This window comes from Spirosoma profusum (assembly GCF_014699005.1).
In the GTDB taxonomy this organism is placed as follows: domain Bacteria; phylum Bacteroidota; class Bacteroidia; order Cytophagales; family Spirosomataceae; genus Spirosoma; species Spirosoma profusum.
The window spans coordinates 80,276-93,365 of sequence record NZ_JACWZY010000009.1; the positions used below are offsets into that span (position 1 = coordinate 80,276).

General features: G+C 48.6%; 13 protein-coding genes. 12 read left to right on the forward strand and 1 reads right to left on the reverse strand.

Going from position 1 to position 13,090, the window contains the following annotated elements:
• The first annotated feature begins 21 nt into the window (after positions 1-21).
• Complete coding sequence (locus IC229_RS12960) at positions 22-1,617, forward strand: carboxylesterase/lipase family protein (RefSeq protein ID WP_317171564.1); 1,596 nt, start codon at positions 22-24, stop codon at positions 1,615-1,617.
• A gap of 78 nt (positions 1,618-1,695) precedes the next feature.
• The gene (locus IC229_RS12965) at positions 1,696-2,964 is read left to right on the forward strand and encodes a PQQ-dependent sugar dehydrogenase (protein ID WP_190887407.1); all 1,269 of its coding nucleotides are present in this window, start codon (positions 1,696-1,698) and stop codon (positions 2,962-2,964) included.
• 77 nt (positions 2,965-3,041) lie between these two features.
• Here IC229_RS12965 and IC229_RS12970 read toward each other — a convergent pair whose 3' ends face one another.
• Complete coding sequence (locus IC229_RS12970) at positions 3,042-3,944, reverse strand: helix-turn-helix domain-containing protein (protein ID WP_190887408.1); 903 nt, start codon at positions 3,942-3,944, stop codon at positions 3,042-3,044.
• A 155-nt stretch (positions 3,945-4,099) separates the two neighbouring features.
• On the opposite strand from IC229_RS12970, the gene IC229_RS12975 reads away from it, so the two are divergent.
• The 10 genes from IC229_RS12975 (at position 4,100) to IC229_RS13020 (ending at position 12,806) form a co-directional block, all read left to right on the forward strand.
• On the forward strand, positions 4,100-4,945 hold the full coding sequence (locus tag IC229_RS12975; RefSeq protein WP_190887409.1) for an aldo/keto reductase: 846 nt from the start codon (positions 4,100-4,102) through the stop codon (positions 4,943-4,945).
• A gap of 58 nt (positions 4,946-5,003) precedes the next feature.
• On the forward strand, positions 5,004-5,471 hold the full coding sequence (locus tag IC229_RS12980) for a nuclear transport factor 2 family protein (protein WP_190887410.1): 468 nt from the start codon (positions 5,004-5,006) through the stop codon (positions 5,469-5,471).
• A 69-nt stretch (positions 5,472-5,540) separates the two neighbouring features.
• On the forward strand, positions 5,541-6,023 hold the full coding sequence (locus IC229_RS12985; RefSeq protein WP_190887411.1) for a nuclear transport factor 2 family protein: 483 nt from the start codon (positions 5,541-5,543) through the stop codon (positions 6,021-6,023).
• A 222-nt stretch (positions 6,024-6,245) separates the two neighbouring features.
• The gene (locus IC229_RS12990) at positions 6,246-6,869 is read left to right on the forward strand and encodes a flavodoxin (RefSeq protein ID WP_190887412.1); all 624 of its coding nucleotides are present in this window, start codon (positions 6,246-6,248) and stop codon (positions 6,867-6,869) included.
• Positions 6,870-7,045: 176 nt separating this feature from the next.
• On the forward strand, positions 7,046-7,525 hold the full coding sequence (locus IC229_RS12995; RefSeq protein WP_223833975.1) for a (2Fe-2S)-binding protein: 480 nt from the start codon (positions 7,046-7,048) through the stop codon (positions 7,523-7,525).
• Between the two features lie 53 nt (positions 7,526-7,578).
• Complete coding sequence (locus IC229_RS13000; protein WP_190887413.1) at positions 7,579-8,223, forward strand: hypothetical protein; 645 nt, start codon at positions 7,579-7,581, stop codon at positions 8,221-8,223.
• Positions 8,224-8,227: 4 nt separating this feature from the next.
• Entirely contained in the window at positions 8,228-10,384 is a 2,157-nt protein-coding gene (locus IC229_RS13005) for a xanthine dehydrogenase family protein molybdopterin-binding subunit (protein ID WP_190887414.1), read from the forward strand.
• A 45-nt stretch (positions 10,385-10,429) separates the two neighbouring features.
• Positions 10,430-11,518 carry an alpha/beta hydrolase gene (locus IC229_RS13010; protein WP_190887415.1) on the forward strand — a complete coding sequence of 363 codons (1,089 nt, stop codon included), beginning with the start codon at positions 10,430-10,432 and terminating at the stop codon, positions 11,516-11,518.
• Between the two features lie 22 nt (positions 11,519-11,540).
• The gene (locus tag IC229_RS13015) at positions 11,541-12,266 is read left to right on the forward strand and encodes a carboxymuconolactone decarboxylase family protein (RefSeq protein ID WP_190887416.1); all 726 of its coding nucleotides are present in this window, start codon (positions 11,541-11,543) and stop codon (positions 12,264-12,266) included.
• Between the two features lie 42 nt (positions 12,267-12,308).
• A complete protein-coding gene (locus tag IC229_RS13020; RefSeq protein WP_190887417.1) occupies positions 12,309-12,806 on the forward strand; it encodes a cupin domain-containing protein in 498 nt (165 codons plus the stop codon).
• Positions 12,807-13,090 lie beyond the last annotated feature (284 nt).

A 13,090-nucleotide genomic window follows, 5' to 3' on the forward strand; every position in this document is an offset into this window, starting at 1 on the left:
CATATTCTAAACTAAAGCATCGTGAAAAAAATAATCCTGGGATTTGCCTTTCTGATGACCCACCACGTACAGGCGCAGCTACCATTGCTTACGGTACGTACTGCCTCTGGAGTCGTGCGCGGTGCAATCGAAGGAGACGTTTCCAGCTTCAAGGGTATTCCTTATGCAGCACCACCCGTCGGTGCCAATCGCTGGCGACCACCTCAACCAGTAATTGCCTGGCAGGGAGATCGCGATGCCACTAAGTTTTGTGCGGATTGCCCACAGGCTGGCTGGCCGCGTGGCTCGGGTATGTCGAAAAATTCATCCGAGGATTGTCTGTTTCTGAATGTGTGGCGACCGGCCAATACCACTGAGAAATCAAAACTGCCAGTAATGGTATGGATTCATGGTGGAGCGTTTGTTTTCGGAAGTGGTGGTGGCCATGATTTTTCGGGCGATGCCTTTGCCAAACAGGGCATTATGCTGGTATCCATCAACTATCGGTTGGGGAGGCTCGGTTTTTTTGCTTTCCCTGCCCTGAGTCAGGAAAATTCGGCTGAACCCAAAGGCAACTATGCTTATCTGGATCAGATCGCTGCCCTGCAATGGGTACAGAAGAACATCGCTGCATTTGGTGGTGATCCTGCCAATGTGACTATCTTCGGGGAGTCGGCGGGTGGCGTCTCTGTACAGTCTCTCTTAACCATACCGGCTGCAAAAGGCCTTTTCCACAAAGCGCTCATCGAGTCGGGTGGCGGTCGGGATGGCGTGCTCACCGGGCGGCCAATCAGCAAGGAAAATGCAGATTTGAACTATCCTGTATCAGCTCAAACTATCGGTGTAAACTTCGCCAAACGATACAATATCGAGGGTGCCGATGCGGCTGCACTGGCCAAACTTCGTGCGCTCAGTGCCGCCGAAATTGTAGATGACGGACAGGAAACGGCCGGTCAGGGTGGTCCGCCAACTTATTCAGGGCCGATTCTGGATGGGAATCTGGTGGTAGAAACAGCCGAGAGTGCCTACAAAGCCGGTAAGGCACCACGCGTTCCGTTAATTATTGGAACAAACAGTGCTGAAGTACCGGCTGGTTTTATCAATGCCCGGTCAAAGGAAGAACTGCTCACCTTATTCCCCGACGTCAAGGAAGAGTTGACCACAGCCTATGCTTCAGCCAGCAATGATGATTTCGCCAAAATGCTCACCCTGGTTAACACGGACAAGGTGTGGGCGGAGCCAGCGCGTTTCACGGCACGAGCCTTTGTCGCCAAGGGTGCGCCCGCTTACGTTTATCTTTTTTCCTATGTTTCGCCCTCTATGCAACAGCGGATGAAATATGGCGCGGCACACGCATCTGAAATTCCGTATGTGTTCGATAATCTGAGAGAACGTAACGGCGTCACCGTTGCTCCGAAAGACAAAGAAGTTGCTCAGTTGATGAATACCTATTGGGCCAATTTTGCCAGGACGGGTGATCCCAATGGCAAAGGAATGCCCCCATGGCCCGTTTACGATCCGAAAAAGAGTGAGGTCTTCGAGTTCCGAGCCGATGGATCAGCCGCCAATACACCCGATGACCGAAAAGCCAGACTGGACGTAATGGAGAAGGCTGCTACGTCAGCAAAGTCGAATTAATAGGATTCCTGCACGTCAAAAAAGTCGGATTCGCGAATCCGACTTTTTTTGACGTTATACCAAAACAATCAACGTACTATGAAAAATCGAATGCTGCTCATTACGGCTACTGCCAGTTCCTTTTTTGCATTTGCTTCGTGTAAATCGGACGTAGCAGACAACCCAAACCCACCCTCAACGGGAACCACACCTCCCAGTACTGGAACAACGACAACCAGTACGTCGCCGGTTGAAACGAATCCGCCCAATTCAACCTACAGGCCAGCCTTTACGGGACAGACCCGAGTAGCCGGGGTGCGCACCACCATCAGCTACGCAAGTACAGTACTAACGACAGCACTTACCAGTCCATGGGGCATTGCCAGCCTGCCGGATGGTAGACTACTTATCACCCAAAAAACAGGTGCCATGCGCATTGCTACGTCCACAGGTCAACTTGGTGCACCAATTACCGGTATTCCAACTGTCAATCCGGCGGGCCAGGGGGGACTTTTGGGTGTGCGGATCGATCCCGCTTTTGTCACAAATCGGACTGTCTACTGGGTATTTTCTGAATCAACGGCAGATGGTAACCTGACGGCGGTTGCCAAAGGTCTGTTGTCACAGGATGAGACCCGATTTGAAGGCGTAACGGTCATTTACCGCGCTTTGCCGGCCTATAGAGGAACGGCGCATTATGGAGGTCGAATCGTCATCGATCCGGCTGGCAACCTGCTCGTCAGCACGGGGGAGCGGGCTGACAACGTTACCCGGCTTCAAGCCCAATCGCTGAATTCTGGACTGGGGAAAATTATTCGTATAACTAAAGACGGTACCCCCACTGCTGGCAATCCATTGGCCACACAAGCAGGTGCCCGCCCCGAATTATATACGTATGGGCATCGGAATCCTCAGGGGCTTGCTATCCATCCGACAACGGGTGATTTGTGGCAAAGTGAACATGGGCCACGGGGAGGAGACGAGCTAAATCGTATTCAGGCGGGTGCAAATTATGGCTGGCCAACCATTACGTATGGCCTCGAATACAGCGGTAGCCGGGTAGGAGATGGTATTCAACAACGGGAAGGGCTGGAACAGCCCGTTTATTATTGGGATCCAGTAGTTTCGCCCAGTGGCATGACGTTCTACGCCAGTAATCGCATCCCAGAGTGGCAAAACAACCTGTTTATTGGGTCGTTGAGTGGTATGCACATTGTGCGACTGGTGATCGAAAATAACCGGGTTGTCGGTGAAGAACGGTTGCTGGCTAGTGAGGGGCAGCGTTTCCGGGATATAACCCAGGGTACAGACGGAGCCTTATATGCCATTACTGACGGGGGAAGACTGTATCGCATTGATAAACAATAAGGGTAACGGAATACGCTGGCATTTTAACGTAAATCGGTCCAGTAAGCAAAACGACAGCTCCACTGGACCGATTTACGTTAATTGTTATGAACGATTCGGTACTCATTGGGCGATTGACCAACCCGTTGTTTAAACAAACGTATAAAATGCTGGGGATACTTAAAGCCTAAATCATAGGCTATTTGACTAATCGATTTGTTATGATCAAATATTCGTTCCTTAGCTACATCAATGACTTTAGCCTGGATATATTCCTGTGCAGTTTTACCGGTCTCTTTTTTGATAAGGTCGCCAAAATAGTTAGCTGACAAATTCAATTCCCCCGCACAATAAGTTACAGACGGCAGGCCAATAATCTGAGGTTTGTCGGTCTGAAAAAACTCATTCAACAAATGTTCAAACCGCTCTATAATACTAACATGCACATGATTACGGGTTATGAACTGGCGATCATAGAAGCGGACACAGTAATTCAAAAACAACTCAATATTGCTCACAATCAGTCGCTTACTATGCTTGTCAATGGCGTGCTCCAATTCGTAGTCAATTTTAGAAAAGCAGTCCAGCACAATGTCCCGTTCTCGCTTTGACAAATGCAGGGCTTCGTAGAATTGGTAGCCGAAGAACGTGTAGTCCTGTATGTGCCGGCCCAGTGAAGTACCGTGAATGAGATCTGGATGAAAGACCAGCGCATACCCTTTTGGTTGATACGTTTCTCCATTGCTATTTATACCGGCCACCTGACCTGGTGCCAAGAAAACCAATGTGCCTTCCTGGTAATCATAGGTATGCCGCCCATAGACCAGATCACCACATTTGACATCCTTTAAAAAAACGGTGTAAAAGCCAAAATACATGCGGGAGCCTTGCCGTGGATCAGCTTTGGATAGATCGACGACACTGACCAGTGGGTGTAGCGTTTCGTTATTGTTAAAGTCGTTGTACTCATTTATTGTCTCAAATCGGCGCAAGGTATCCATAGCACGGTTATTTATCTAGTCCAAAATTACCGCTTTCCTGCTACCCTTCCTGATGCGTAAATAATAATCAGGAATAATGGTAGTAATCCCCGTAATCTGTATACCATTTGGGCGAAGAAATGAGGAGACCTTTGCCCTGTAAATGTAAAATGCCAATGCAACAAGTAGTTTTAAACAATGGGGTTGAAATGCCCATTTTGGGATTTGGCGTATTCCAGGTACCTGATCCGGCCGAATGTGAACGTAGCGTTCTGGATGCCATTGCTACCGGATACCGCCTGATTGATACCGCAGCTTCCTATGGTAACGAAGAAGCAGTAGGGAAGGCCATCAAAAAAAGTGGTGTACCCAGAAAAGACTTATTTATCACCACCAAGCTCTGGATTCAGTCTGATGGCTACGAGGGTACAAAGAAAGCCTTCGAGAATTCCCTCAGAAAGTTGCAACTCGACTACCTTGATTTATACCTGATTCACCAGCCTTTCGGAGATGTGTACGGCGAGTGGCGAGCCATGCAGGAGCTATACAAAGAAGGAAAGATTCGTGCCATTGGCGTCAGCAATTTCCTGCCCGACCGGCTCATTGACCTGATTATTCATAACGAAATCGTTCCAGCGGTCAATCAGATTGAGACCCATCCGTTTCATCAGCAAGTTGATACGCAGCAATTTCTGATCGATAATAATGTGCAAATTGAGTCTTGGGGACCCTTTGCCGAGGGGAAAAACGATCTTTTCCAGAATGAACTGCTACGTTCAATTGGTGAAAAATACAATAAATCCATTGCTCAGGTTGTCCTGCGCTGGCTGACTCAAAGGAACGTAGTGGCCATTCCTAAATCTGTTCGCAAAGAACGAATGGAGGAAAACGTCAACAGCCTCGATTTTGAGTTAAGCGCTGACGATATGGAAGCGATCAAAACCCTGGATACAAATGCAAGTCTCTTTTTCGATCATCGTGATCCGGCCATGGTAAAATGGTTGGGCGAACGAACAACTTAACCAGTAAATCACGGGAATAATGAACACAACAAACCAGTATAAACGGATAAAAACCAGCATGAAAGCATCAATTCTTAGTCTGTGTTTCTTCAGCATGGGCCTGCTATCGGCCTTTGCCCAAACGAATCCTCCGGCAACCAATTCCACAAGTGCTGAGCAGGAAATTATTACGCTCTCGAAGGATAAATGGCAGTGGATGGCCGACAAGAATGTGGACAAGCTAACCGCCTTATTTGATGAAAAATCGATGTTCGTTCACATGGGCGGCAGTTGGGGCAAGAGCCGGGAACTAGAGGTTATTAAAAGCGGAAACATCTGGTACAAGAAAGCGAGCGTCTATGCAACAACCTTCAACATGATTGGCAATACGGCCATCCTGTTGAGTGACATTGATCTGGTGGCCGTCGTGGGCGGCAACGAAGTCACCAATCCATTTATGGTGACGGAGGTATACGTAAAAGAAAACGGCAAATGGACGATGGGCCAACTCTCATTTTCCAGGCTAATGAGGCCCGTTAAAAACTAGTTGCATTACTAAACCAGGAATCGTCGTAAACACGACAAAGTAGCGTTAACCCTTTAAATCATTCGCTAAATGAAAGCATCAATTCTCGGCCTGTGTTTACTGCTGATGGGTACGCAGGCATCCTTCGCCCAAACGGCCTCAACCAACTCTTCGGCAACCGCCCCCACCAGGGCCCAACAGGAAATCATAGATCTCTCCAGGCAAAAGTGGCAGTGGATGGCCGACAAGAATGTTGACAAACTGGCTGTACTCTTCGATGACAAGTCAAAATTTGTCCATATGAGTGGAACCTGGAAAAAGGACGAAGAACTCGACATTATTAAAACCGGAAGCATTTGGTACAAGAACGCGGATGTACACGATGTAGCGGTCGAGCTATTTGACAACACGGCCATCATCTGGAGCCGCATTACGCTGGTGGCCATGGTTCGGGGCAGTGAGGCAAAAACGGAGTTTACCGTTACGGAAGTCTATAAAAAACAGGCGAGTGACTGGAAAATGTTAGCCTTAACATTTTCCAGTGTTCGGGACACCCATGTTATTAAGCATTAATCAGGGATTTCGTTTTTTGTCTCACCGACGATAAAAAAAACGGAACGTTAGTATAGTTTACGGCCGCTGAACGCAAGTAATTCAATACGGAATTGACAAAGATCGAGCTGAAGGACGAGTGTCTGCCGGAGGTGATGCTTGTTTTTCCCAGAGTTGAAGCACCGATAAAGAAGTAAACCTGTACCTCGTTTATTAACCAGGACGAGTTGAAATCGGAACGAAATGAAAATGATAATGCATAGCCTGCTGGCATTTCTTCTGTTGATCGGGGCTTGTTCTTCTCAAACGGAGAGTGTTACGTCTACCGTTGATGCTACGTTAGTTCCCCGCAACGTATTGATCGTGTATTTGTCGCGAACAAGCAATACCAGGGCGATAGCGGACATCATTCACCAGCATGTAGGCGGAAAATTAGTGGCCCTCGAGCTGGAAAATCCCTATCCCGAAAACTATCGGGCTACGGTAGAACAGGTAGCCAGGGAAAATGAAACCGGTTTCCTGCCTCCGTTAAAAACAAAAATTGACAACATCCAGCAATACGACGTAGTGTTCGTCGGCTTCCCCACCTGGGGTATGCAGTTGCCTCCGCCGATGAAAAGCTTTTTGCGTCAATATGAGTTAAAAGGCAAAACGGTCATTCCGTTCAATACCAATGGCGGCTATGGCATTGGCACTACGTTCCAGACCGTAAAGGAACTGTGTCCCAATAGCAACGTAGTAGACGGTTTTACGATGCGGGGCGGCTCGGAACGGGATGGTCAATTGCTGGTTATTCAAGGAGAAAAGGCAAAAGAAGCCGAAACGGACGTAGTGAAATGGTTACGGGAAATTAACGTACTGAAATAAAGTCTTTTGCTATTTCAAATAGAAAACACGATCACGTTGAATCCGAACGAGGACACATCTGGCCCAAAGTCGATCCTGTAGGAACATTGACAATCAATAGGATAAACATGCCGTAAGTATAAACTGTTGTTAAGCTAACAACAGCCAACTGGATGGCTTTACAACGCATTAACGCTATGGCAATTATTAAGCTGACGATCAACGGCAACGAGCAATCGATTGATGTCGATCCGCAGATGCCCCTGCTGTGGGCTATCCGGGACGTAGTGGGACTAAAAGGGACCAAGTACGGCTGTGGCGTTGCCCAGTGTGGTGCCTGTACCCTCCATCTGAACGGGGAGGCCGTACGTTCGTGTGTCACTAAAGTGAGCCGGGCCGCTGGCCAGAAGGTGGTCACCATTGAAGGACTCTCCCAGAATAATGACCACCCCCTGCAACAAGCCTGGCAGCAAATCGACGTACCACAGTGTGGCTATTGTCACTCCGGGCAGATTATGTCGGCCGCTGTACTGCTGCGGGAGAATCCCAATCCGACCGACGCGGATATCGACGTGGCTATGGCAGGTAATATTTGCCGATGTGGTACGTATCCCCGCATTCGCAAAGCGATTCACTTAGCCGCCGGCGCCGAACAGAAGGTTGGCAAAAACGAATAACCAACCGATACGTAAGGAAATTGAACGTATTGAAAAACGAACGCTATCCATCTATGTCGGTAAAAACAGTCTATCTCCTGGCCATTCTGCTGTCGATGACGGCTATTATGGCTGCTACGTTCATCCCTGATACAGAACGATCTGACACGACGCTGACACGTATTGAAACAGCCGCTGCTCCTATCAGGAAAGATAGTGTGGCATCGGTCAAAGCCTTTGCCAGCGTTTATAAAGTACTGATGAGTCCGCGCTGTATGAACTGTCATCCCTCGGGCGACATACCCTTACAAGGCGATGATAACCATCTGCACACGATGGCTCCACGTCGGGGGAGCGATGGCAAGGGGCTGTATGCCATGAAATGTGCCAATTGCCATCAGCCGACCAATTCGCCGGGTCTGCATACGCCACCCGGAAATCCAGACTGGCATTTGCCCCCTGCGACGATGCGTATGGTTTTTCAGGGTCGTACTCCCCACCAACTGGCCAAACAACTGGTTGATCCCAAACAGAATGGGAACAAGACTATGGAAAAGCTACTGGAACACGCCGACGATGGCCTGGTGCTGGCAGGCTGGAATCCCGGAGAAGGACGTTCGCTTCCTCCATTGAGCCACGATGAATTTAAAAAAGCCTGGACGACCTGGATCAAAACAGGCGCCTATGCCCCCCTAAACGGTAAACTACTTCAGCATTAAAACTATGAACACGCCAACCGTATCCAGACGAAATTTCCTGAAAGCCTCAAGCCTGACCGGGCTGGCGCTGTCGCTGGGGATTTATATTCCTACAAATGCAGAAGAAGCCGAAATCATAAACGCGGCTGAAGCCGATAGTTTTGGTGTTGAAATGAATGCCTGGATCCATATCGAACCATCGGGCAAGGTAACTATCTTCTCGCATCGGGCCGAAATGGGACAGGGTGTTTATCAGGCCATTCCCCAGATGGTTGCCGAAGAACTTGAGGTCGATCTGGACAAGGTGAACATCGTCTTTGCCAAAGGGGACAATAAAAAATACGGCAATCAGGTCACCGGGGGAAGTTCAACGGTACGTGGTTCGTATAAGAATTTATTGACACTTGGCGCTACCGCCCGCCAACTGTTGATCCAGGCTGCCGCGACTAAATGGAACGTACCATCCTCAGACTGTTATGCCGAAGCAGGGCAGGTTATTCACCGGCCAACGGCTAAACGACTCCATTACGGGGAATTGGTAGCGGATGCCATGAAGCTGGAGACGCCTAAAAACGTTACGTTGAAAAAACGATCTGACTACAAGCTCGTTGGCAAGCCACTACTACGTCAGGATACTAAACTAAAAACCAATGGCACTGCTACGTTTGGACTGGACAAAGAGATTCCGGGTATGCTCTACGCTACTGTGGAACGCAACCCCCGCCTGCGTGGTAAAGTTAAGAATTTCGACGACAGCGCCACCCGGAAAATACCCGGCGTCAAACACGTGTTTAAGACCAAAATGTTGGTTTTCAATACGTATCGTGAAGGTGTTGCGGTAGTGGCCACTTCGACCTGGGCCGCCTTGCAGGGCAAGAAAGCGCTGAAAGTGGAATGGGACGATAGTGGATTTGAGCACCTAAGCACTGACGAGATTTTTAAAAGGCAACAACAAGCACTTCAAACACAGGAGGGACTATCGTTCAAACAGCAGGGCGATGCATCAGCCGTTATTTCCCAGGCGACTAAAAAGCTTGACGTTGTCTACGAGACGCCTTACCAATACCACGCCTGCATGGAACCGTTGAATTGCATAGCGCACTATCAGGATGATAAACTCGAAATCTGGGGACCTATACAGGCGCCCGAGTGGGTGCAGGATGCCATCAGCAAAGAAATGGGACTAGACCGTGAAAAAGTAATTGTCCACATGACCTTTCTGGGCGGGGGATTTGGCCGTAAAGCATTTATGGATTATCCGCATGAAGCTGCGGTAATCTCAAAAGAAATAAAGGCACCGGTTCAGGTGGTCTGGACTCGGGAGGATGACGCGACTCAAGGCCCGTATCGACCCGGTATCTCGTACCGCTGCGAAGGTGTCGTCGAAAACGGTAAAATAAATGCCTTCAAGCTGCGCATGGCCGGGCAAAACAATGACCATTGGCGCGGAGGTCCGAAAGACAAAGCTAACCGTAGTACTTCGGAAGGCTTCCTGAAACCCTATGCGGATGGCATCAAAAACCTGAGTATTGCCGACGTACCGTTTGAAACTCCTATCCCGACAATGTGGTGGCGGTCGGTGTATGCGTCTACTAACGGCTTTGCTTACGAAAGTTTCATGGATGAACTGGCTCATGAAGCGGGGAAGGACCCAATGACCTTTCGTCGGGAGCACCTACCGGACGAGCGGTTGCACCGTCAACTCGATAAACTGGCCGACGTATCAGGCTGGAAGACTCGCAAACCGGGTGAAGGCTACGGCATGGCGATTACCGAATGTTTTGCCAGTACCGTCGGGCACGTAGTAAAAGTATCAAAAGGCCAGGATGGGAAACTAAAAATCGATCATGTCTGGGCTGTTATGGATTGCGGCTGGTACGTCAATCCGGATACCATCAAAGCGCAGGTGGAAGGATCAATCGTTATGGCGTTAGGGGCGGCTACACAGCATCAGGTGACGTTCAAGGATGGCGTGCCCGTCGATAAAAATTTCTACTCGTATCAACTTCCCCGCATCAACGATATTCCGCCCATTGATGTGTATGTCATGGACAATGACGAACCGGCCGGTGGTGTTGGCGAACCGGGTCTGCCAGCGTTTGCTCCAGCTCTGGCTAATGCCATATTCGATCTGACAGGCAAACGCATTCGTAAGCTGCCGTTCAATCTGGCTACGGTATAGGTGGGATTACAGGTAGTGTGATGATTTATTGATTCAACTGACTGCATGAAACTGAAAAAATATGCCGTTCTGCTGGTAGTCGTACTAACGCTATTCATGTCGGCTTGTGCCAGGAACACCGCAAACCAGAGAACGAGTTTATTGACCATTCAACAGCAGGGCAGTTTCATGGTTGGTGGGACGACTATTTCTGAGCCCGGAAAATTTAATCTGACGAATGCGTTAAAACCCCAGGGGCAAACCCTTCATGGCGATCATGCCTATGTATTTTATCAGATTCCACCCAAAGCCCGTAAATATCCACTGGTTTTCCTGCACGGAGCCGCCGAGTCCAAAAAAACATGGGAATCAACTCCAGATGGGCGGGAAGGCTTTCAGACGATCTTTCTCCGCCGTGGGTTTGGGGTTTATTTGCTTGATCAGCCCAGGCGTGGCGAAGCGGGCAAAAGTACGGTCGCTTCATCGCTTGCGCCCACGCCCGATGAACAGTTCTGGTTTACTCAGTTCAGGATTGGTAATTATCCGGATTATTTTGACGGTAGTCAGTTTCCCAGGGACACCGCTGCACTAGAGCAGTTTTTCAGGCAGATGACACCCAACACGGGGAATTTTGACGTGAATCTTATCGCAACGGCCTGCTCCCAATTATTTGATCGAATTGGAGATGGTATCTTGATAACTCATTCTCAGGGCGGAGGTCCGGGCTGGTTTACGGCGATAAAAAACGAAAAGGTAAAAGCAGTCGTCGCCTACGAACCATTCAGTAGTTTCGTTTTCCCTGTGGGTGAATTACCTAAACCCATCCAATCAGCAAGCCTTTTTGGCGAATTGAAAGGCGTTGAGGTACCCTTGTCAGATTTCGAAAAGCTCACCCGTATTCCGATCATGATTTACTATGGTGATAACATTGCCAAAGAGCCAACCATTGTGTGGAATAAAGATCACTGGCGTGCCGGACTGGAGATGGCAAAAATATGGGCTGCGACGATCAACAAACACGGTGGTAAGGCTACAGTAGTTCACCTACCTGAAACAGGCATAAAAGGCAATACTCACTTTCCTTTTTCCGACCTCAATAATCTTCAGATTGCAGCCTTGTTGAGTGATTTTTTAAAGGAGAAAAAGCTGGACTGAACTAATGTGTTTAACCAAATGTATGCGAGCTATTTTCAGTGTTATGATAGTCGGTTGTTTTATTACGTTCAACCAACTCAATGCGCAAAACCGGATGAGTCAACCAGGCCCTTTATCGCCAAAGCAGCAAAATATCGTTGTCATTTCCTCCCTCGCTGCTACAGGAAATCTTCAAAAACTGATGCCAGCATTGAACGCGGGTCTTGATGCGGGATTAACCGTTAACGAAATCAAGGAAGTGTTAGTCCATTTATATGCCTATTGTGGATTTCCAAGAAGTATTCGTGGGTTACAGACGTTTATGACGGTACTGGACGAGCGAAAGAAAAAAGGCATTACTGATAAAATGGGTAAGGATGCCTCGTCGATTACTACTAGCGAACCTAAATATGAGCGCGGCAAAAAAGTACTCGAACAACTCACCGGACAGCCAGAAACCGGGCCGAAGCGCGGGTATTCGGCCTTCAGCCCTGAGATTGACGTTTTTCTGAAAGAGCATCTTTTTGCCGATTTATTTGAGCGTGACGTGTTCAGCTATACTGATCGGGAACTGACCACCATTTCTGTGCTAACTAGTATAGGGGGTGTCGAACCCATGCTGCAAAGTCACCTGAGCATCTGTCTACACCTTGGCCTGACTGAAGAGCAACTGAAGCAAGCACTCTCCCTAATCGAAACTGCTGTCGGTAAAGCGGAGGCCGAAGCTGGACGAACGGTCTTGGTGCAGGCTATATCGTCAAGGCGGTGAGAAAATTGAGGGGAAAAGACCGAAACCTACTAAGTCAACCCAATGAAAAACGAAGCAATAGTAGCAAGCCTTTTTGCCATCCTGCTGATTAGTTTAGCCTCTTTTAAGACAAAAGCCCAAACCCTTGGGAAAAGCGTAAGGGATACAAGTGCTATTTTCCCTAAAGGACAGCGAGCTCCAGCTAGTAATTTTACAGGAATTGTCTGGGTACAGCAGTTAATTGAGCCTGACAGTGACTTCAATATCCCAGTTGGCTACGTGACCTTCGAGCCGGGGGCACGCTCCCACTGGCATAGCCACGCGGGTGGTCAGGTGCTGCTAGCGATGGGTGGCATTGGTTACTATCAGGAGCGGGGGAAGCCTATCCAAATCTTGAGAAAGGGCGATGCGGTGAAATGCCCCTCGAACGTACCGCATTGGCATGGTGCATCACCAACAGTCGGGTTTATGCAGGTTGCCATTACGCCTAACACTGCAACAGGGCGAGTGACTTGGTTGCAGCCAGTGAGTAACAAAGAATATAATGCCCTGAAACCATAGCCCTAATAAGTCAAGTCCATATTATATTAATCGATAATCCGCCCCCCTGAATCAAGTATTGTCAAATTCATCCTACTGCTAAATAGTTGGTGTATGGAACACCTTTAAAGCAGATTGTTATCCAGCACGTGTTGATTCATAAATCGGAACGACCTAAACCATTGGTACAGACCCTAAGCAGATTAGTAAAGTCAATCCCAATGACAACTTAAGGGCACACCCGGTACGTATAGGGCGTTTAGGGCGTTCAAACAGCTCCTTTGACTAATCCCTATTGATTAGTA

Bases quoted from the DNA above. Each gene is read 5' to 3' on its own strand.
- IC229_RS12970 (WP_190887408.1), bottom strand. From the start codon at position 3,944: ATGGATACCTTGCGCCGATTTGAGACAATAAATGAGTACAACGACTTT.
- IC229_RS12985 (WP_190887411.1), top strand. From the start codon at position 5,541: ATGAAAGCATCAATTCTCGGCCTGTGTTTACTGCTGATGGGTACGCAG.
- IC229_RS12975 (WP_190887409.1), top strand. From the start codon at position 4,100: ATGCAACAAGTAGTTTTAAACAATGGGGTTGAAATGCCCATTTTGGGA.
- IC229_RS12965 (WP_190887407.1), top strand. From the start codon at position 1,696: ATGAAAAATCGAATGCTGCTCATTACGGCTACTGCCAGTTCCTTTTTT.
- IC229_RS12995 (WP_223833975.1), top strand. From the start codon at position 7,046: ATGGCAATTATTAAGCTGACGATCAACGGCAACGAGCAATCGATTGAT.
- IC229_RS12990 (WP_190887412.1), top strand. From the start codon at position 6,246: ATGAAAATGATAATGCATAGCCTGCTGGCATTTCTTCTGTTGATCGGG.
- IC229_RS12980 (WP_190887410.1), top strand. From the start codon at position 5,004: ATGAAAGCATCAATTCTTAGTCTGTGTTTCTTCAGCATGGGCCTGCTA.
- IC229_RS13000 (WP_190887413.1), top strand. From the start codon at position 7,579: ATGTCGGTAAAAACAGTCTATCTCCTGGCCATTCTGCTGTCGATGACG.
- IC229_RS13015 (WP_190887416.1), top strand. From the start codon at position 11,541: ATGCGAGCTATTTTCAGTGTTATGATAGTCGGTTGTTTTATTACGTTC.
- IC229_RS13020 (WP_190887417.1), top strand. From the start codon at position 12,309: ATGAAAAACGAAGCAATAGTAGCAAGCCTTTTTGCCATCCTGCTGATT.
- IC229_RS13010 (WP_190887415.1), top strand. From the start codon at position 10,430: ATGAAACTGAAAAAATATGCCGTTCTGCTGGTAGTCGTACTAACGCTA.
- IC229_RS13005 (WP_190887414.1), top strand. From the start codon at position 8,228: ATGAACACGCCAACCGTATCCAGACGAAATTTCCTGAAAGCCTCAAGC.